Consider the following 19708-nt stretch of genomic DNA (forward strand, 5'->3'; position numbering starts at 1 on the left):
TCCTTATTTGTCGTTCAACGCGGCAATACCAGGTAAAATTTTACCTTCCATCAATTCTAGAGAAGCTCCTCCACCCGTTGAAATGTGATCCATCTTTTCAGCTAAGTTGAATTTTTCAACTGCAGCGGCAGAATCTCCACCACCAATAATAGTATACCCTTTTGTTTCGGCCATCGCTTCTGCAACTTTTTTCGTTCCGTTAGCGAATTTGTCCATTTCAAATACGCCCATAGGTCCATTCCAAATAATTAGATTGGAATTGTTAATCACTTCTGCATATTTTTCAGCTGTTTTTGGTCCAATATCTAAGCCCATGTAGTCTTCTGGGATTTGATCGATATCTACCACTTTCGCTTCTGCATCTGGAGAAAATTCTTTTGCTACAACTGCATCGATTGGCATGTAGAAGTTAACGCCTTTTTCTTTCGCTTTTTCAATGAAGCCGCGAGCTAATTCTATTTTATCTTCTTCTAATAAAGATTTTCCAATTTCATAACCTTGCGCTTTGATGAATGTAAAGGAAAGTCCGCCGCCGATAATTAAGTTGTCCACTTTATCAAGCAAGTTTTCGATGACACCGATTTTATCCTTTACTTTTGCTCCACCAATGATGGCAGTAAATGGTCTTTCAGGATTGGATAAAGCTTTTCCTAATACTTCTAATTCTTTTTCCATTAACAATCCAGAAACTGCTGGAATGTATTTTGCAATTCCTTCAGTGGAAGCATGAGCACGATGAGCAGCACCAAATGCATCATTTACGTAGATATCCGCTAACTTAGCAAATTGTTTAGCTAGCTCTTCGTCATTTTTTTCTTCACCTTTATGGAAACGGACATTTTCAAGTAACACAATGTCCCCATTTTGCATTTCATTTACCGTTTTCTCTACAAGCTCTCCAATGGATTCATCCAATTTTTTCACTGGTTTATTCATTAGTTGAGAAAGGCGCTCTCCAACAGCTGTTAAACGCATATCTTCTTTTACTTCACCTTTAGGACGACCTAAGTGGGAAGCTAAAATCACCTTTGCACCTTTTTCTGATAATTGTTGAATAGTTGGAATAGCTGCACGAATTCTTGTATCGTCAACTACTGCTCCATTTTCCATTGGCACGTTAAAGTCTACACGTACAAATACTCTTTTTCCTTGTACGTCAATATCATTCATCGTCTTTTTCGAAAACATGAAGTAACCTCCTAAGTGTTTACCGTCATTCCACATTAATATAAGACAACAGTTATTGAATTATTGTTCCAATTTGATTAGCAAAAAATAAGAAGCGATGGGTTATTCCACCACTCCTTTTACCCTCCATTATTATAAATCGTTCTTTATATTTAGGCTATACTTTTTCATTAGAAATTCACTAATATGCTACACTTTTTCAATAATGCAAAATGAATATGACACATTGATTAATATGAGAGCCCTTGATTTGCAATGTATAGCGCTAAATCGATTAATCGTGCAGAATACCCTGCTTCATTATCATACCAAGCAACAACTTTTACCATATTATCATCCAATACCATCGTCGAAAGCCCGTCTACCGTTGCTGAATGAGGATTGCCATTGTAATCAATTGATACAAGCGGCAAATCACTATAATCTAAAATGCCCTTTAGTTCTCCAGTCGCTGCTTCTCGAAAGGCTGCATTGACTTCATCAATTGTGACATTCGAATTTAACTCTGCTACTAAATCCACACAAGAAACGTTGGGCGTTGGTACGCGAATGGAAAAGCCATCTAGTTTACCTTTCAACTGTGGCAACACTTTAGCAACAGCAATCGCTGCGCCCGTCGTTGTTGGAATCATAGATAAATTTGCTGCACGAGAACGGCGTGCATCTTTGTGAGGTAAATCAAGAAGCCGTTGATCGTTTGTGTACGAATGAATGGTTGTCATCAAACCTCGTTTCATGCCGAACTTTTCATCAAGAATTTTCGCTACTGGTGCTAAACAATTCGTTGTACATGATGCGTTGGATATGGCATGATGTTGTTTCGGATCATACTGTTGGTGATTAACCCCCATCACAAATGTTGGCATCTCTCCTTTTCCAGGGGCGGATAAAATGACTTTCTTTGCACCAGCCGTTAAATGTTTAGAGGCATCTTCTTCCGAACGAAAAAGTCCCGTACATTCCAATACAATATCAACATTCATTTCCTTCCATGGCAAATTTTCAGGTTCTTTTTCTGAAAATACTTGAATTCGTTTATGATTGACGATTAACGCATCTTCTTCATGTTGAACTTCCGCATCATAAATGCCATGAACGGAATCGTATTTTAACAAATGAGCTAATTGCTTTGCATCCGCTAAATCATTTACTGCAACGACTTCAAATTGTTCTTTTTTCATTGCTTCTCGAAATACTAGACGTCCAATTCGACCAAACCCATTAATCGCCAATTTTATTGTCATATAGCATCCTCCATTTTGCTATTTTCCTTCATTCCATTTTTCCTCAAAACATGTATTCATAAACCTCCAAAGGAATAATCACAGCAAAGGGTTTTATATCAATATAATGATTTAATGTTCTATTTATTCAAAAAAGCTTCGTATAACGTCACATAATCTAATTGGCCATATTGAATGATTTCACCATCTTTTACAACGACCGGAATCATCAACATGTACTTTTCATGAATGTCATCATCATCTTCAATATTGATGATTTCTATTTCAAAATGAATATCGTCTTGGACTAGCTTTAAAATACTTAATCCTTCATCACATAAATGACAGTTTGGTCTGCTAAAAAATTGAACTTTCATTGACATTCCCTCTTTTCTTCAATTCCTACTTTCACTATCCCAAATCTTCAATGAATAATCAAATGATGAAGAAGCCAAAATAGTTATGTACGAGTGTACAGAAACATAAATTAAGGAGGATACATGCAATGGAAAATCAATTTACAAACCAACAACAAACTTCAGAAAATATCCCTATGTCGATGAATCACGGTGCTCACGAGGTGATGGATGTTCATGAAGTATTAAGTGCTTCCATTGGCGCATTAAACATGTTTGTCATGTTACGTCCACATGTTCAAGACCCTGAATTATTAAATATTTTAGATAGACAATATGCGTTTATGCTCGATGAATACAATATTACTGCTGAATGTTTTAAAACGGGTCAAGATCCAAGCCATCCAACTCGTAAGTACTGCATGCAAATCGGAAATGATTCAAAATACGGCTTAACACCATCTGAACCGAAAAAACCAATTACTTCAGCAAATGAAATTGATGACAGCATCATTTCAGGTTTCATGTTAAGTCAGCATAAAGCGTTGGCGACTGGTAAAACAGCCGCTGCATTAGAAGCTACAAACCCAGTAGTACGCCGCGTATTGCAAGACTCTGTTCCAAACTGCATTGAAATGGCATACGAACTTTCTCTTTACCAAAACAAAAAAGGATATTATCAAGTTCCACAACTTTCACCACAAGATATGCAAACTATGTTAAACATGTATGGTCAAGCAGATAGAGCAAAAGATATGCCTAACTAATGAAAAATCAAAAAGGACATCTCTTGATATGTGGAGATGTCCTTTTTGATTTATAAAACTTTACTTAAAAATGCTTTTGTTCGTTCGTGTTTTGGATTTCCAAAAATGTCTTCTGGTTTTCCTTCTTCCACAATAACGCCGCCATCCATAAAGATGACCCGATCCGCAACTTCACGAGCAAATCCCATTTCATGTGTAACAACGACCATCGTCATTCCTTCAAAAGCCAATTGTTTCATTACATCCAACACTTCATTTACCATTTCTGGGTCAAGAGCAGAAGTTGGTTCATCAAACAACATGACTTTCGGTTTCATCGCTAGTGCTCTTGCGATGGCTACTCGTTGTTGCTGACCTCCAGATAACTGTTGAGGATAATTGTATGCCTTTTCACGAAGACCTACTTTAGAAAGCAATTCAAGCGCCAGTTCCTCAGCTTCATGTTTATTCATTTTTCGAATGAGCATAGGAGCCATCGTAATATTATCTATCACCGTCATATGTGGGAATAGATTAAATTGTTGAAACACCATTCCTACTTCTGTACGGATTTTATTAATGTCTGTATTTCGATCATTGACTTTCGTACCGTCAATATAAATGGCGCCATCTGAAATTTCTTCTAATAAATTGATACAACGTAAAAATGTACTTTTTCCAGAACCAGAAGGACCAATCACACAAACAACTTCTTTTTCTTGAATCTCATAATCGATTCCATTTAACACATGTAACTCGCCAAAACTTTTATGAAGATTTTCGATCTTAATCATGCACCAACCCGCCCTTCATTTTTATTTTTGCGCGGATTGTATTCAATGCTAAAGCGTTTCTCAATGAGTGAAACGATTTTCGAAACGATAAACGTTAGTGTTAAATAAAGCGCTGCCGCAGCAAGATATGGTTCCCAGAAACGGAAATATGCTCCTGAAACGACTTTCGCAGCATATAAAATATCGTTGGCAGCAATTACTGTCACTAAGGACGAATCTTTTAATAGAGTAATAAATTCGTTTCCAAGAGGGGGAATCATGCGGCGGAAAGCTTGCGGTAAAATAACTTTCCGCATCGCTTGGAATTGATTTAAACCGAGAGATCTCGCCGCTTCCATTTGACCTTTATCTATTGATTGGATCCCCGCACGGATAATTTCAGCTGTATAGGCAGCACAATTTAATACAAGTGCTGTAATCCCTGAAACCATAAACCCTAGTGAATGTCCAAACAACGTTGGAATTAAAGCTAAGTGAATAATAAATATTTGAACTAGGAGAGGCGTTCCTCGGAATAAATCGATATATAATTTACAAGGGAAATAAATCCATTTCTTTTTCGAATTTTTCCCTAATCCGAGTAAAACTCCTAATATGAATCCGCCTATAAATCCACAAATTGTTAAGATTAACGTTACCCAAATACCACGTATGAAGCTTTCACGGTAGTTCCAGATTATATCCCAGCGAAAATCCAGGAATTCCATCTGAAACACCCCCCACTCTGTTATTCAATTTCTTGTCCAGTAATTTCTGCTAATTTGCCGTTTTCTTTAATTTTTTGTAATCCTTCATTTAATAAATTTAATAGCTCAGTGTTTCCTTTTTTCACCATAAAGCCGTAATATTCTTTATCGAATGCATCGTCTTCAATAACTTTTAATTTTACATTTGGATTATTTTTAATATATTCATACACTACCGCGTTATCACCAATTGCCGCTGCTGTTGTTCCATTGATTACTTCTTGAATCGCTAACGGAAGGTTTTCATACGCTAATATATCTGGGCTTGTTTCTCCTAAAAGTTTTTTCGCTGCTTGGTGTCCAGTTGAGTTGATTTGTACAGATACTTTTTTCCCTTTCAAATCTTCAGCTGATTCAATTTCTGAATCTTCAGTAACTACAATCACTTGTGTAGCCTCGAAATATGGGTTAGTGAAGTCGAAAGTTTGTTTACGCTCATCAGTGATTGTGATACCAGAAGCCCCCATGTCCAATTCGCCGTTTTGCACTTGTTGGAACACTGGATCCCAACCAACATGACGAATTTCATATTCCATGCCTAATTCTTCGAAAATTGCATCTAAAATATCTACGTCGATTCCAATGATATTTCCTTTATCGTCCATATATTCAAATGGAGCGAATGTCGCTTCTGTTCCGACTAAGATTTTTTTGTCTTTTAATCCTGAATTTTCACCTGTGGCATCTCCTGTATTCTCGCCAGCATCTCCTGTTGTGTTCTTTTCACCACCCGCTCCACAAGCAGTTAACATTAATAGTAGTGTTAAAAGTAACATCATAAATAAATTGCGATTTTTTTTCACCACTTGCAATATCCTCCTTTAGTCATTAACTTGTTCATCAGCATTAGATAAAAATTTGTGACACCGATATGTTTAATTATATAAACCAAAAAATATTTATACAACATTTAATTTTTCACATTATTAAAAAAGTTATATTTTATTACATTATTTTTGTGAAATATCTTATTTTTCGATGTTATTGATATAACATTTCGAAAAGATAGATTTTTCAATCTCTTGTATAAAAATACCCTACACCTCCAAAAACCCCCTCCATACCTAAGCGAAATCGCTAGATGAGGAAGGGGGAATCTTATTGAATGAATATTAATTTTTTTGAAAAAAGTTATTTAAAAAAACTGATTAAAAAAATGAATTGGGGATAAAATGAAAAGTTCACTTTCCATTTTATCCCACACATCTATCTTTAGGCTGCTAAACTAAAGAGTACAACTTATTTACCTGCTAGTAAGTAAAATGGCACCCTTGAAGGAATAATAACCATGCACCTAAACGTATCGATATTTCAATGTTTTTCAGTTGTTAAATTTATGTCTGTACATAATTATTTTCAGTGCGTAAGTCCATGAAGGCGGTGGAGGTCTCTCCGCCTTCTTTTTGCACAATAAGCCTACTTAAAAAGTAGGCTTATTGTCCTGGTCGTTTGGAACAACATCTATATTTATGTTTTATCAAATAAAGTGTCATGCCCAATTTCATCCTCGAAATTGTTTTAACTTTTTCATCATCAGTAGTATTTTCTGTTGAATCTACCATAGTTTTTAATCTGGCCGCTTTTGTTGTTCAACATCGCCAACTACACATTCCATATAATATAAAGTTAAAAGAATCAAAGTCTTCAGAAGTAAGAGCATCTCCACTAATGGAATATAAGAAATCTCCTGATAAAGTTTCAATTTATTTTGTTGCAGTTTCACTTGTCTTAAATTGCTTAATCATATCTTGAAGGTTGTCAGCCAATAGTTTTAGATTTGAATTTTGTTGTTTTAAGTAATCAATTGTGTTGTTTTGTTGAACAGCAGAAGCAGAAATTTCTTGAGTCGCAGCCACGCCCTGTTCTGAAATTGCAGAAATTTCTTGAACGGACGTTAAGATTTTATCGGATGCTTGATCCAGATCTTCCGTGCTTTTAACAATCGTTTCAATTCCATCTGCCAATTGCTCTACTGACTCAAAAATAGAATTGAATAATCGCCCATTATCCTCGACAATCTCAACACCTTTTACAATGTCTTCATAATCTTGTTGGTTCAGATTTAGCACGATATTAGCCTGTTCATTGATTTCATCTATCGCTTCAGAAATTGTTTTGATTGATCCATCTGTTTGATTTGCAAGTTTCTGAACTTCTTGGGCAACAACCGAAAATCCTTTACCCGCCTCTCCAGCACGTGCTGCTTCAATGGATGCGTTTAAAGACAGAAGATGAATTTGGGATGAAATTTCTTGGATAATCTTAATGATTTCATTAATATGTTCTAATTTTTTACCTAAATTAGACAAGTTCTCTTTACTTATCATGCCATTTTGTTTTATTTTGTTCATTTGTTCGGTAATCATTTGAACTTGAACATTTCCTTTTTCAGCTTGCTGACTTGTTTGATCAGTAAGGTTTTTAATGAACTTAGTTTGTTCATCTACATCGGATATCGATGTTGATATTTCAGATATCATATTTGAAATTCGTTCAATATGGTTGGCTCTTTCTTCGGCACCTTTTGCCTCTTCATCTGTACTCGTCGCAATCTGTTTAGAAGCCTGAGCTAATTCTTCAAAGGATTCGAAAAGAGTTTGACTAGTATGATGAATTCCTACCGATTTCTCTTTTACATTATCAATGATGTGACTTAAATTTTTTCTCATTTCTTCAAAGCTATTTGCTAAGATTCCTATCTCATCTTGTCGCTCAATATTTACCGATTTGCTAAGATCTCCAGTAGAAAAGATTTGCGCATATTGCACTAAACTAATAAGAGGTTTAGAAATTCTATTTCCAATGAATAAAGCCAACAAAATTCCAATAACAATCATAACAGCTGTTACAATAAGCGAAACAGTCATTATCCGCTTTTCTAACTGGTCTATAAATTGAGCGCTCATATCGATTCCGAAAATGGCTTCCACACCATCTTCGTCTAAAGGAATGAAAAATGATTTATGAACACCCCAATTATCTCTATAAATAGGACTCAGTACAGTCTCTTTTTCTTCATATGATAATTTTTGATTATCTGTAAACGGAGACTCAACCATAAATTCGTCACTGCCATTTAAAGCGACAATGACATCCTTTCCATCTTTTCTGGACAATACATATACATATTCGATTCCTTTTTTTCCTTCAATAAATGTATCTAATTCCTGCTTCAGCTCCGTCCCATATTCCTCTGGGGAAACCATTGTATTCTTAATTAAATCTGGATCAATCGACTTTGCTAGTGCATAGCCATTTTCTTTTAACCGTTCGTCAAACTGTGGGATTACATGTTCATGAATAATGTAATCTGATACATATCGAACAAATCCAAAAAGAATCAGTGAAAATATAAGAAAAGGTAATAAAAAACTAACAATTAATTGGGTTTTTATCGATTTTTTCAGAGTTATATCTCTCATTCCTTATCTCTCCCTCGAATGTTCCATTTCCTTTAATGCAATAAATGGCCGTATATCCATTTGCAGTAATTGATAAAGTTCTTCCATTGTTTCGTTTTTGAAGAACACAACAGCAAACGTTCTATCATTTGTTGCTTGTATTTCTCTATATTCCAAAATTTGGTTAAACTGTTCTTTGAATGATTGATGATCAATGTGCTTTATAAGATTTTGTGAAATGTCCATAGGGATTTCCGCGCAGAAGAAACCGTAAATACCTTGGTCCATCTGGCGAAGCACTTCTTCCCAGTTAGGGCTAGTTCCTTCAAAATAATGCTTATACACATTACAGCCATAAGCATGAAATCCGAGATCTGTCGTTCCCGCCCCAGCAAATCTGAGGGGATTCATTTCAATTGGAATAATGCCATGATTATTTTTTCTCACTTCAAAGTGAATTGGAAAATTTTTCAACGGAACAACTTCTCTAAACTTATGCATAAAAGCCAATATGTCATCGTAGATTTCATGAATTACTTGTTTTGATGTATAGTAGATTCGATCTGACGTATCATATTCATCTTTAAACAAATGTTTAAAAATATTTAAAATCACAGGATTACCATTATGATCGTAATAACAGTCAACAGCATATTCTTCTCCAAATACCCATTGCTCGATTAAAATGCTCTCTCCGTTAATCACTTCATTGTCGTACATGTTTTTTATAACAAGTAAATCTACACTTAACTTATGTATTGCATCCTGCCATTCATCTGCACTTTTTACTTTATACACTCCAACGCTTGAATATCCTTTGCTTGGCTTAATTACAACGGGAAAAGGAATATCCTCCACCGGAATGTTAAAAAGCTCATCCAGGTTTACTACCTTATAGAAATAATCAGGGTACATTTTAGAAAGGATTTGACGGAACATCCCTTTATCTTTTAATTGTTTTGACCAACGATTTTGAACACTATTAGGAGCATAAGATTCAAGCAATGCTAAGCAGCTTTCAGAGTTTGTCAATATCTTTTGGTGTTCGTTAATAATAGAAAAAAAATCTCCATCTGGCATTTCCGAACTGTTACCTTGTTTAATAACAGGTACATTAAGTTCTTGCAACGATTTGACCAGAATTGGAGAAATAATTTGATCATTTATGAGAATCATTTTGAATCCCCTTTCTTAAAGCAGAGTTTCTGTTTCTTTCCATAAAGTTAAAATGTTTCAAACGCAAAAATAAGATAAACTAGACAGATGGCTCTTTTACCTCTCGTTCTGCATACATTAATATGGCATCTAATCAATCCAATTGCTGAACAAAATAAAACGAATTGAGACCTACTTCCTATGACGGAAAAGTTGCGATGAATGGGCCATTTTTCTTATCGTCAAAATAATGAGAAGTTTTAACTTTTTAGGTAAATTTATTATTCATTGTTAAATGAATCAATTTCATAAATCATAGTTTTTCTGAAGTATAGAGTACCCCTATACTAAAAACTTTGTTTTTTTTAAATTATGCAACTTGGTTTTGTTGCTGTAATAAAGCATTGATTCGATCAACTGCTAGTTTGCAGGTATTATAAATTAACGTCACCAGATTGAAATGCATTTTTGCTTTCTTTCCTGTACGATGACGGACATTGTTTAATTGAAAGTATTCCTTTAAATAAGCGTTAACGCGTTCGACTGCTGTACGTTCTTGATAAAGCTGTTTCCATCGTTCTGTCCCACGTGCTGGATAGGTAAATTTACGGATATCTATATCACATTTGATTTTGAAAACTTTTTGGCAAAGGGTGTCTTCTCGTAATGGGCAAGTTGCACATTCCTTTGGACGTGTGAATTTTAATGTATTGTACTTAGCGTCAAAGCTGTCATATTGGTAACGATGTTCACGCACACAGGTTGGACGAAAATGTTCATCGAATCCTATATATTCTCCTTCTCGACGAACGTTGTAAGGAATCACGACTCGCATGGACTGTGATACGGCTTGACGGTAAATAGGTTCAACATCATAACCAGCATCAAATATAGCTATTGTAAAATGACCGTTTCCTAAGTGATGAAGTTTTTTCAATAATGGAATCGCAGCTTTACAATCACTTAAATTACCTGAGGACATCAAACGAGTGATGATATATTGACTTTTCGTCGAAACAGCTAAATGTGCTTTATAACCAAACCAGAATGTATTTTTTCCTTTACTATTCTTTTTCACACCCCATTTTGGCTCAATCGGTACATCCTTCCAAAGGGTTTCTAATGGGATATCCAGCTGTTCTTTCAGTTCTTTTTCATAGGTTGATTGATTTCCTTTTTTCTCTACTTGTTCGGCTAACCAAACAGCTCGTTCAGCTTTAGTTTTACGACCACGTTTTTTAGGAGTTTTAGGTGCTTTCTTTTCTGATGGTGTGAAAGCATCACGAGCTTCAAAGTGACTCGCATCGATGGCGACATGTTCATCATTTAGAAAGCCTTCCAACATCGCTGTTTTGATGAGTGTATCGTTCATTTTATCTAGCACATCTGATTCACTAATGACTTGAATCATGCGTGAATAAGAGCTTTCAGATGGTACGACATCAGACACAAGGAATCCACAGTCGAAACGAAATAAAGGATCATGAACCAAACGTTTGACTAAATCCTTGATAGTTGGAATACGTTCGACAATACGTATAATCAGCGATTGAATCATTGCACCATAATTCAATTCACGTGGTGCACCTTTCAATGTCTTTTTAGAAAACAATTGAAATATAGGCTGAATGTCGATAGCACTAAAAATGGCTTCATAACGATGGGAACTTTCCATTTCTAATAATTGATGGATGTCAAAAAGAGAAATTTGTTTTACAATAGTCATAGGGTACTCACCTCTTTCGTATGGTTTGTTTGGTTACCTACCATTATAACGAAATTTGGGGAGGTACCCATTTTTTATTGTCTTGAATCCCTTGAAAATCAAGGGGTGAGAATTATGAAATTAACTCAAATAAATGAGCTTATTAAGTTTCCCGGCATAATTTTTTACTATAAAATACTCCGACTCTTATTGCTAAGTAATAGTAAGTAGCAAATTATGTACCAAAATTCATCAATGAAATCAGTAAAAATTACTCAACTGGAACGCATTGAGGACGGAATCATTACTTGTGATCATATAAAGTGATAATCAAGGGGGGAGGTAGATACAAAATAGAAGGAATTAAAGCACCTAAACTGATGATGTTAAGAAATTGGTAATTCTATCGGATATTTTCAGATATCCAAAAAATAAAAAAACTGCAAACGCAGTCGTATCATCGGATGTTTGTAGCGCCCTCGGAGGGAATCGAACCCCCAGTGCAAGAACCGGAATCTTGAGTGTTATCCATTACACCACGAGGGCACATATCAGATAAAAGGTGTTCCCAAAATTTGCATATTTTATTACTATTTTTCATATAATAATAAATATGCATTGTGTTGTAAATAATCTCTTTCGTCTATGAATATTAACGACTTTATTATTATACACAGGTCTTCATAACAATTCAACCATTTAGCAAGAAGAAAGTTATTCTATTATAGATGCTTAGGAATTTGTGTATATTCAATAAATTGCCCTTACTTTATATTTGACCATTCTTGACTAATAAGTGTATGATAAATATACAAGCTGAAACAATTTCCGTTTCGGTACGTAGAAATATAAAGAAAATTGGTTTAAGGAGGACGTAATAATGATTTTAGTTCCTACAGTTATTGAGCAAACAAATCGTGGTGAGCGTGCTTACGATATTTATTCTCGCCTATTAAAAGACCGAATTATATTACTTGGAAGCCCGATTGATGATAATGTAGCAAACTCTATTGTAGCACAATTGTTATTCTTAACTGCAGAAGATCCAGAAAAAGATATTTCGTTATACATTAACTCACCTGGTGGTTCAATTACTGCAGGTATGGCAATCTATGATACAATGCAATATATTAAACCAGATGTACAAACAATTTGTATCGGTATGGCAGCTTCCATGGGTGCTTTCCTCCTATCTGCAGGTGCAAAAGGAAAACGTTATGCATTGCCTAACGCAGAAGTGATGATTCACCAACCACTTGGCGGTGCTCAAGGGCAAGCTACTGAAATTGAAATTGCAGCTAAGCGCATTCTATTCTTACGTGATAAATTAAATAGACTATTGGCTGATCATACTGGTCAACCAATTGAAAAAATTGCGCAAGATACTGACCGTGATAACTTCATGACAGCTGAACAAGCTAAAGAATACGGTTTAATTGACCACATTATTTCTTCAAGTGATGAAAAATAATTCCTACTTGGATTGCACGAAAATAAAAATTATCACCCAATAATAATTGGGTGATAATTTTTTATTTTGTCGATTTTCTTTCGCTGGATTCCAAGGCCAAACTCGAGGCCCTCGCCCTTTTTCAACCCTTGGTTTTGTCACTAATAAATTGCGACAAAACATATGCGACAAGTTTACTTGCCGTCTTTACTCAAATCGACATATCAAATATTCATCATAATTTATACTAATATATCGTTTCGTTCAAAAAACCCTATTCTTTTTTATATTCCCCACTTGAAAATTTGTTTGAATATTTAAAAATAAAAAAACTCACAATTCTCGAAATGATTCGAAAAATTGCGAGCGTTTTCAATTTATTCATAAATCAAACTTCTTTTTGAATGAAAGAAGATAATCCTTCAATTGCTTCATTTTCATCATTACCCTCAGCGATTAATTTTACTGTTGTACCTCTTGCAATGGCCAAGCTCATAATTCCCATTATAGATTTTGCATTTACTTTTTTATCATCTTTTTGCAGAAAAATATCTGCCTTATAACGATTCGCCTCTTGAACAAACAACGCCGCTTGTCGAGCTTGTAAGCCGGTCTTCAGTTTAACCTCCACTGTGGTTTCAACCATTTTCATTTTCACACCCTTTCTAAAACCGTTCATCTCATTTTATATCTATCTTAACGAAATTATTTAAAAAGAACAATGTGAATTCAATTTTATTATTTTATTACATTTTCACCACGACGCAGCTTTTCGGCAATTTCATCAATCTTTCTTAAACGATGATTGATTCCTGACTTGCTGACCGTTCCCGTCGACACCATTTCTCCTAATTCTTTTAACGTGACATCTTGATGTTCGATGCGCAGCCTAGCCACTTCTCGCAATTTTTCTGGCAAATTATCGATACCAATTGTTTGATCAATAAATTTTATGTTTTCTACTTGTCTTAATGCTGCACCAATGGTTTTGTTTAAGTTTGCTGTTTCGCAGTTCACGATTCGATTTACGCTATTACGCATATCTCGTAAAATACGAACATCTTCAAACTTTAACATCGCTTGGAATGCGCCAGTTAAGCCAAGAAAATCTGAAATTTTTTCCGCTTCTTTTAAATAAGTAATGTGCCCTTTTTTACGATCAATGGTTTTCGCATTTAATTGAAATTCATTCATCAAATTGGCTAAAGCTTCACTATGCTCTTTATACATTGAATAAATTTCTAAATGATACGATGACGTCTCTGGATTATTAACAGAACCACCAGCTAAAAAAGCCCCTCTTAAGTAGGCTCTTTTTTGCTCATCTGTTTTCAATAACGATTGGGAAATAGAATGATTTAATTGAAACTCTCCTTGTAAAATATCAAGATCTTTTAATATTTCTTGCGCACCTTCACGAATGCGACAAATGTAAACATTATTTTTCTTTAATCTCATTTTTTTGCGAACCAGCAATTCTACATTATACGGATAAAGCTTTTTAATAATCGTATAAATTCTTCTAGCTATTGCAGCGTTTTCTGTTTGCACATCTAAACTAAGTTGTTTATTTGAAAAAGAGAGCGTCCCATTCATGCGGATAATTGCAGAGACTTCTGCTTTTAAACATTGATTGCTCTCTTCAATTTGAGTCAATTCTTTTTTCGTTTCTGAAGCAAATGACATCGAAGCCCCCCTCTCTTATGTAAATCGTTCATACTAATTTTTTATTTTTAATGAGTAATCGATTAACCATTCCGCAATCGCTTCACCTTCATGTCGCACAACGCCGTTTTTAATTGTAGCGATATCTTTTTTAATTATTTCTAATCCGAGCTTTTCTAATTCTTCCACATCAACTTTAACAGGTTCAGCGTTTTGTTCTTTATAATTTGCTTTGATGAGGGATGGCAAATCATTGCTGTTCACTAGAATGGCATCTAAGAACGGTTTCCCGACATGCTCATATATTGCTTTGATATGATCAGCCGCTTTATATTGATTCGTTTCCCCTTGTTGTGTCATTAAATTGCAAATGTAAATTTTTCTAGCCTTCGATTGTACAACAGTTTCACCAATTTCTTTCACTATCAAATTCGGTATGATGCTTGTATAAAGACTACCAGGACCGATTAGTATCAAATCTGCATTTTTGATTGCACTTATTGCTTCTGGAAGGGGCTTAACATCTTCTGGCACTAAAAAAACGCGCTTTATGCGTTTGTTGGATAAAGGAATTTTCGATTCACCCTTTATGATTTCTCCGTCCCATAATTCTGCATGTAAATTCACTTGTCTATTTGCGGATGGAATAACTTTTCCGTGAACTTTCAACACTTTACTCATCTCGGCAATGGCACTGGAAAAATCGCCAATGATGTCAGTCAATGCGGTAATCATTAAATTCCCTAATGAATGGCCCCCAAGATCTTTTGAATTGGAAAAGCGATATTGAAACATCTGTTCCACTAAAGGCTCCGTATCAGATAAAGCGGCAATGACATTCCGAATGTCTCCAGGAGGCGGAATATCATAATCATCCCGAAGTCTTCCGGAAGAACCGCCATCATCCGTTACCGTAACAATGGCAGTAATATGAAATGGATAGAGTTTTAACCCTCGTAATACTGTTGATAAACCGGTCCCTCCTCCAATGACAACGATATTGATTTTTTCCATTAAAACAATCCTCTCTAAGATCGAATATCACGGTGTGTTATTTCCGTTTGATATTTTTCACTTAAATATTTTCCAAAATATTCAGTTAATGTTACAGAGCGATGTTGACCGCCCGTACATCCAAAGGCAATCACCAATTGCGATTTTCCTTCTTTAACATATTGAGGAATAATAAAATCAAATAAGTTTTCTAATTTTTGAATTAATAGTTGTGTTTCCTTTGTGCTATAAACGTAATCATAGACTTCTTTATCCAACCCTGTTTTATTGCGCAATTCCTCAACATAATAAGGGTTTTTTAAGAATCTTACATCGAATACTAAGTCCGCATCAATAGGAATTCCATTTTTATAGCCAAAAGACATCACATTGATTGAAAACTTTGGACTCGTTGATACGGCGAATTCCTCTCCAATTCGCTCACGAAGCTCTCGTGGTTTCATATTGGAGGTATTGTAAATATAATGAGCCCTGCCTTTTAGCTCTGATAGCATTGCTCTTTCTTTTTTTATTCCATCTAGAGGTAATCCTCCATGTGCTAACGGATGTTGGCGTCTCGTTTCTTTATATCGACGAACAAGTGTTTCATCATCTGCGTCTAAAAATAAAACTCGCATCTTTACATTTTTCTCTTTTTCTAAAATATCAAGTGCATCAATGAGAGAGTTGAAAAATTCTCCCCCTCGCATATCCATTACTGCTGCAACTTTTGAAATTCTTTTTTTCGACTGTTTCATCAATCTTAAAAAAGTGGTTAACAATTCTGGAGGTAAATTATCTATACAGTAATACCCTAGATCTTCAAAACTTTGAACAGCTACTGTTTTGCCTGCACCGGACATGCCAGTAATGATGACTAATTCATGTTCATGATCGATTTCACCCATTTTTTTCATCCCCTTCGATTAGCTCCATCGAAGTTTGATATTTCGCCTCGATTAATTCATAATCTTTTGTATATACACACGTACCGTATTGAATCCCTTGTTTTAGCGCTGCAAATAATAAATTTTTTCGATCCCCTTCCGCCATTGGGAGGTGGTAAAGATCTTCAATTGGACGCCACTCTAAAATTCCCTCTCGATTTTCTTTATCTGGAATTCCTTCAACACCAGTCGCTACAAATGTAAATAGCATCCATTCATCAATTACTTCATCATTTTCTTTAATAACAATTGTATTGACACCTTTTAAATGGGCATTTTTAGGAGTAACATTCGTCTCCTCTCGAAATTCCCTTACTGCTGCTTCAACAATGGATTCACCACTTTCCATTTTCCCGCCTGGTGCGACATACCAACCTCTTCTCGGTTTTTTAAGAAGCAGAACTTGTCCATCTTGTATTGCTAATAAATTTGCAATTCTTTGCATAAACGACACCTCGAATCTTTGTTACTCCTACTACTATTATTATACCGCGACTCTTTTCGTTCGGTACAAAAAATGCTATGGAAATAATCTATTATTTCAGTTTATGATTGGAAGGCGTTCCGTAGAATATTCAAAAAAAAGTTGTTCCCATAATGGAAACAACAAAATATATAAACTAAAAGGGGGGTTAAATTCTAATTTTATTATACCCCTTATCAATGGTAATAAAAGTTACAATATAGTTAATTTCTTATTACCTTTTGTTCACTAATTTTTCTTTTAGTTCTTCAACGTAATGTTGTGCAGACTGGGCTGCAATACTTCCGTCACCCGTTGCTGTAACAATTTGTCGCAACATTTTATCACGTACGTCTCCTGCTGCAAAAATACCTTTTACAGATGTTTCCATTTTTTCGTTTGTCATAATATAACCATCATCGTTTAAAATACCTAAATTTTTAAACGGAGCAGTTAATGGTACCATACCGATATAAACAAAGACACCATCACATGGAACTTCCCTTTCAGAACCATCTACTGTTGAAACAAGCGTTACACTGCCAACTTTTCCGTCTTTCTCGTTAATTTCTTTCACTGTGTGGTTCCAAATGAAGTCAACTTTTTCATTAGCGAAAGCGCGGTCTTGTAAAATTTTCTGTGCACGTAATTTATCGCGGCGGTGCACGATTGTAACTTTTTCAGCAAATCGAGTTAAATATACTCCTTCTTCAACTGCTGAGTCTCCACCACCGACAACAATTAAATTCTTTCCTTTAAAGAAAGCTCCATCACATACTGCACAATAACTTACACCACGGCCACCTAGTTCGCTTTCACCAGGAACTCCTAATTTTTTATATTCAGCACCAGTTGCGATGATAATGGAACGAGCTTTATACTCTTTTGATCCTGCTTTGATGATTTTATATTCCTCGCCATCAATGATTTCTGTTACATCGCCATAAGCATATTCCGCACCGAATTTTTTCGCATGTTCAAACATTTTTGTTGATAATTCTGGTCCTAAAATGGATTCAAATCCTGGATAGTTTTCCACTTCTTCCGTATTTGCCATTTGTCCGCCAGGAATTCCACGTTCTAACATTAAAGTTGAAAGGTTTGCACGTGAAGTATATACCGCTGCCGTCATCCCTGCTGGACCTGCCCCGATAATGATGCAATCATAAATTTTTTCTTCAGCCATTTTTAATTCCTCCTAATTACTTCTAATGTAGTCTAATAAATTAGGAACTTCAAATAGTTTGCTTATTCCTCGTCAAAAGGTAGAAATTTTAGTAATTGGTCAACATACTTCGTTAATGTAGAAACAGTAATTTCGTGTTTTTCCGCAAATTGTTTTTTCGTCACTCGATTTGACTTAACCGTTGAAAAATACATATATTCCACTGCAGCAGCAAGAGCTTTTACATTTTTAAATTCATAGCCATTCAAAAAGGCTTTTTCAGATAGGACAAACCACATTTGATATAAGTACTGTAATTCAAGTGTTAATGCTTCCGTTTTATTATAAAGTTCTTCCGCCACTCCAATTAAACGAGTGAAATTTCTTTCCATTTTGTTTTTAAGATTAAATTGATGATTAAGTGCATAAGCTAAACAAAGTTTTTCTAATCCGTTGTATTTTGAGAGATCTATTAATTTCGGATGAGAAATAATTTCCTGTTTAAATGCCGATTTACTGAGCAGGAAAAAGCCAAACATTCGATGTGCCGGATAATCGCTATTAATTTTCTTAATAATGTATTCTCGATTTTGATCAAGCGTTGGAATTTCCGTGATTTCTTTATTTTTAATGTGTTTCCATGGCTCCATTCCCTTTTTCGAAGGATCAATACGAATTAACATTTCCCAAGCTTTTTCTGCTTCCTTCACATGATTGGAAAAGTAAGCCGCTTGACTTAACCAAAAATAAAAACCTGAATCACTTGGTGCCATTCGTTTCGACATGCTGTGAAGCCATTTGTAGGCTAAATCATATTCCCCAATCAATGCTAATGTTGCACCAAGTTTATATCGATTATCAAAATCAAATGGATGCACTTTTTTTAATATGTCCACTAATTGTTTCAGATATGACTCGTCTTTTTCATAATATGCAATGATGGTTAAATTACATAATGCATGCAAATTTCCAACATTTTCTCGAAGAACATGATGTAAAATTGCTTTTGATTGTTCCAAATCTCCTACATAAAAATATGCAAGAGATAAATTGTTATAAGCAGCCCAAAGCTCAGGATATTGATCAACAAGCTCTTCTAACACTTCAATCGCTTCATTAAATTGGCTATTTTCCATTAATCGACGAGCTTTTTCTTGCTGAATGAATTGATCGTATGAATCCTCTTCCAAATCTTCCAATTCATTTTGTTCAAAATAAGCGAAATCGATTATTTCCTTAGCTTCCAATGCATAATAACCATCAGGATCAAGTTCTAAATATTTTTCAGCATATTTTTTTGCATCATTCATTAAACCTAAATAACCGGACACTTCCGCTAAATAATAAATATGTTCCGGTTCATCTGGTTCGATGCAATATGCAGTATGAATTAATTCATAAGCCTTTTCAAAATTTTGGGCGCTTAATTCTAATAGGCCATAATGCATTAATACATGAGCATCATCCGGACTCAATTCTGCAGCTCTTTTCATATATTTATAAGCTCGATCCATTTGGTCCTTTTCCAACGCTTTTATTGCTTTATTGAAATAATATTCACCATCTGGAATAAACGAGACAATGTTGTTTTTACCTTTCTGTTGCTTCTTTTCCAAAATGAACCTCCGAGACAATAAATAAGGAACGTTTTAAAAACGTCCCTTTTCTAATCCATTTTATTATATCACATTTCCAACCTACGTCATGGCAA

General features: G+C 35.1%; 19 protein-coding genes and 1 tRNA gene. 2 read left to right on the forward strand and 18 right to left on the reverse strand.

Annotation, left to right across the window (positions count from 1 at the left end):
• Positions 1 to 3: 3 nt before the first annotated feature.
• The 3 genes from NST98_RS07995 to NST98_RS08005 all read right to left on the reverse strand — a co-directional run bounded on the left by NST98_RS07995 (position 4) and on the right by NST98_RS08005 (position 2788).
• On the reverse strand, positions 4 to 1188 hold the full coding sequence (locus NST98_RS07995; RefSeq protein ID WP_339288086.1) for a phosphoglycerate kinase: 1185 nt from the start codon (positions 1186 to 1188) through the stop codon (positions 4 to 6).
• Positions 1189 to 1418: 230 nt separating this feature from the next.
• A complete protein-coding gene (gap, locus tag NST98_RS08000; RefSeq protein ID WP_340714861.1) occupies positions 1419 to 2432 on the reverse strand; it encodes a type I glyceraldehyde-3-phosphate dehydrogenase in 1014 nt (337 codons plus the stop codon).
• 119 nt (positions 2433 to 2551) lie between these two features.
• Positions 2552 to 2788 carry a glutaredoxin family protein gene (locus tag NST98_RS08005; protein ID WP_016838685.1) on the reverse strand — a complete coding sequence of 79 codons (237 nt, stop codon included), beginning with the start codon at positions 2786 to 2788 and terminating at the stop codon, positions 2552 to 2554.
• Between the two features lie 128 nt (positions 2789 to 2916).
• Here NST98_RS08005 and NST98_RS08010 point away from each other — a divergent pair, with 128 nt between their 5' ends.
• Positions 2917 to 3534, forward strand: coding sequence for a spore coat protein (locus NST98_RS08010; RefSeq protein ID WP_016838686.1), 618 nt, complete (start codon positions 2917 to 2919; stop codon positions 3532 to 3534).
• A gap of 50 nt (positions 3535 to 3584) precedes the next feature.
• Here NST98_RS08010 and NST98_RS08015 read toward each other — a convergent pair whose 3' ends face one another.
• The 8 genes from NST98_RS08015 to NST98_RS08050 all read right to left on the reverse strand — a co-directional run bounded on the left by NST98_RS08015 (position 3585) and on the right by NST98_RS08050 (position 11860).
• Positions 3585 to 4307: an amino acid ABC transporter ATP-binding protein gene (locus tag NST98_RS08015; protein WP_016838687.1), complete on the reverse strand. Its 723-nt coding sequence runs from the start codon at positions 4305 to 4307 to the stop codon at positions 3585 to 3587.
• Positions 4304 to 5014: an amino acid ABC transporter permease gene (locus NST98_RS08020; protein WP_340705125.1), complete on the reverse strand. Its 711-nt coding sequence runs from the start codon at positions 5012 to 5014 to the stop codon at positions 4304 to 4306. Before NST98_RS08020 ends, NST98_RS08015 begins: the two co-directional genes overlap by 4 nt.
• Positions 5015 to 5034: 20 nt before the next feature.
• Positions 5035 to 5859 (reverse strand): basic amino acid ABC transporter substrate-binding protein, encoded by an 825-nt coding sequence (locus NST98_RS08025; RefSeq protein ID WP_445684034.1) that lies wholly within the window; start codon positions 5857 to 5859, stop codon positions 5035 to 5037.
• 761 nt (positions 5860 to 6620) lie between these two features.
• Complete coding sequence (locus NST98_RS08030) at positions 6621 to 6755, reverse strand: hypothetical protein (protein WP_340714862.1); 135 nt, start codon at positions 6753 to 6755, stop codon at positions 6621 to 6623.
• A 1-nt stretch (position 6756) separates the two neighbouring features.
• The gene (locus NST98_RS08035; protein WP_340714863.1) at positions 6757 to 8475 is read right to left on the reverse strand and encodes a methyl-accepting chemotaxis protein; all 1719 of its coding nucleotides are present in this window, start codon (positions 8473 to 8475) and stop codon (positions 6757 to 6759) included.
• 3 nt (positions 8476 to 8478) lie between these two features.
• Positions 8479 to 9630 (reverse strand): ATP-grasp domain-containing protein, encoded by a 1152-nt coding sequence (locus tag NST98_RS08040; RefSeq protein ID WP_340714864.1) that lies wholly within the window; start codon positions 9628 to 9630, stop codon positions 8479 to 8481.
• Positions 9631 to 9979: 349 nt separating this feature from the next.
• The gene (locus tag NST98_RS08045; RefSeq protein WP_340714611.1) at positions 9980 to 11335 is read right to left on the reverse strand and encodes a transposase; all 1356 of its coding nucleotides are present in this window, start codon (positions 11333 to 11335) and stop codon (positions 9980 to 9982) included.
• A gap of 453 nt (positions 11336 to 11788) precedes the next feature.
• Positions 11789 to 11860 (reverse strand) — tRNA-Arg (locus NST98_RS08050).
• 334 nt (positions 11861 to 12194) lie between these two features.
• On the opposite strand from NST98_RS08050, the gene clpP reads away from it, so the two are divergent.
• On the forward strand, positions 12195 to 12785 hold the full coding sequence (gene clpP, locus NST98_RS08055; protein ID WP_340714865.1) for an ATP-dependent Clp endopeptidase proteolytic subunit ClpP: 591 nt from the start codon (positions 12195 to 12197) through the stop codon (positions 12783 to 12785).
• A gap of 367 nt (positions 12786 to 13152) precedes the next feature.
• Here the strand turns inward: clpP and NST98_RS08060 are convergent, their stop codons facing one another.
• The 7 genes from NST98_RS08060 to NST98_RS08090 all read right to left on the reverse strand — a co-directional run bounded on the left by NST98_RS08060 (position 13153) and on the right by NST98_RS08090 (position 19613).
• Entirely contained in the window at positions 13153 to 13410 is a 258-nt protein-coding gene (locus NST98_RS08060; protein WP_026019099.1) for an HPr family phosphocarrier protein, read from the reverse strand.
• 92 nt (positions 13411 to 13502) lie between these two features.
• A complete protein-coding gene (whiA, locus tag NST98_RS08065; RefSeq protein WP_340435616.1) occupies positions 13503 to 14450 on the reverse strand; it encodes a DNA-binding protein WhiA in 948 nt (315 codons plus the stop codon).
• 33 nt (positions 14451 to 14483) lie between these two features.
• Positions 14484 to 15443 (reverse strand): gluconeogenesis factor YvcK family protein, encoded by a 960-nt coding sequence (locus NST98_RS08070; RefSeq protein WP_340714866.1) that lies wholly within the window; start codon positions 15441 to 15443, stop codon positions 14484 to 14486.
• 14 nt (positions 15444 to 15457) lie between these two features.
• Positions 15458 to 16330 carry an RNase adapter RapZ gene (rapZ, locus tag NST98_RS08075; protein ID WP_096551879.1) on the reverse strand — a complete coding sequence of 291 codons (873 nt, stop codon included), beginning with the start codon at positions 16328 to 16330 and terminating at the stop codon, positions 15458 to 15460.
• Positions 16323 to 16814 carry an NUDIX hydrolase gene (locus tag NST98_RS08080; RefSeq protein WP_016838699.1) on the reverse strand — a complete coding sequence of 164 codons (492 nt, stop codon included), beginning with the start codon at positions 16812 to 16814 and terminating at the stop codon, positions 16323 to 16325. The genes rapZ and NST98_RS08080 overlap by 8 nt, the downstream gene beginning before the upstream one ends.
• A 253-nt stretch (positions 16815 to 17067) precedes the next feature.
• Positions 17068 to 18018 (reverse strand): thioredoxin-disulfide reductase, encoded by a 951-nt coding sequence (gene trxB, locus NST98_RS08085; protein ID WP_340435624.1) that lies wholly within the window; start codon positions 18016 to 18018, stop codon positions 17068 to 17070.
• A gap of 62 nt (positions 18019 to 18080) precedes the next feature.
• Entirely contained in the window at positions 18081 to 19613 is a 1533-nt protein-coding gene (locus NST98_RS08090) for a tetratricopeptide repeat protein (protein WP_340714867.1), read from the reverse strand.
• Positions 19614 to 19708: the final 95 nt, after the last annotated feature.

It is taken from the genome of Ureibacillus sp. FSL W8-0352 (genome assembly GCF_038004345.1).
GTDB classification, from domain to species: Bacteria; Bacillota; Bacilli; order Bacillales_A; family Planococcaceae; genus Ureibacillus; species Ureibacillus thermosphaericus.

What these genes read in the sequence shown, in the direction of transcription:
- NST98_RS07995 (WP_339288086.1), bottom strand. Translation starts at nt 1,188, where the DNA reads ATGTTTTCGAAAAAGACGATGAATGATATTGACGTACAAGGAAAAAGA.
- gap (WP_340714861.1), bottom strand. Translation starts at nt 2,432, where the DNA reads ATGACAATAAAATTGGCGATTAATGGGTTTGGTCGAATTGGACGTCTA.
- NST98_RS08005 (WP_016838685.1), bottom strand. Translation starts at nt 2,788, where the DNA reads ATGAAAGTTCAATTTTTTAGCAGACCAAACTGTCATTTATGTGATGAA.
- NST98_RS08010 (WP_016838686.1), top strand. Translation starts at nt 2,917, where the DNA reads ATGGAAAATCAATTTACAAACCAACAACAAACTTCAGAAAATATCCCT.
- NST98_RS08015 (WP_016838687.1), bottom strand. Translation starts at nt 4,307, where the DNA reads ATGATTAAGATCGAAAATCTTCATAAAAGTTTTGGCGAGTTACATGTG.
- NST98_RS08020 (WP_340705125.1), bottom strand. Translation starts at nt 5,014, where the DNA reads ATGGAATTCCTGGATTTTCGCTGGGATATAATCTGGAACTACCGTGAA.
- NST98_RS08035 (WP_340714863.1), bottom strand. Translation starts at nt 8,475, where the DNA reads ATGAGAGATATAACTCTGAAAAAATCGATAAAAACCCAATTAATTGTT.
- NST98_RS08040 (WP_340714864.1), bottom strand. Translation starts at nt 9,630, where the DNA reads ATGATTCTCATAAATGATCAAATTATTTCTCCAATTCTGGTCAAATCG.
- NST98_RS08045 (WP_340714611.1), bottom strand. Translation starts at nt 11,335, where the DNA reads ATGACTATTGTAAAACAAATTTCTCTTTTTGACATCCATCAATTATTA.
- clpP (WP_340714865.1), top strand. Translation starts at nt 12,195, where the DNA reads ATGATTTTAGTTCCTACAGTTATTGAGCAAACAAATCGTGGTGAGCGT.
- NST98_RS08060 (WP_026019099.1), bottom strand. Translation starts at nt 13,410, where the DNA reads ATGGTTGAAACCACAGTGGAGGTTAAACTGAAGACCGGCTTACAAGCT.
- whiA (WP_340435616.1), bottom strand. Translation starts at nt 14,450, where the DNA reads ATGTCATTTGCTTCAGAAACGAAAAAAGAATTGACTCAAATTGAAGAG.
- NST98_RS08070 (WP_340714866.1), bottom strand. Translation starts at nt 15,443, where the DNA reads ATGGAAAAAATCAATATCGTTGTCATTGGAGGAGGGACCGGTTTATCA.
- rapZ (WP_096551879.1), bottom strand. Translation starts at nt 16,330, where the DNA reads ATGGGTGAAATCGATCATGAACATGAATTAGTCATCATTACTGGCATG.
- NST98_RS08080 (WP_016838699.1), bottom strand. Translation starts at nt 16,814, where the DNA reads ATGCAAAGAATTGCAAATTTATTAGCAATACAAGATGGACAAGTTCTG.
- trxB (WP_340435624.1), bottom strand. Translation starts at nt 18,018, where the DNA reads ATGGCTGAAGAAAAAATTTATGATTGCATCATTATCGGGGCAGGTCCA.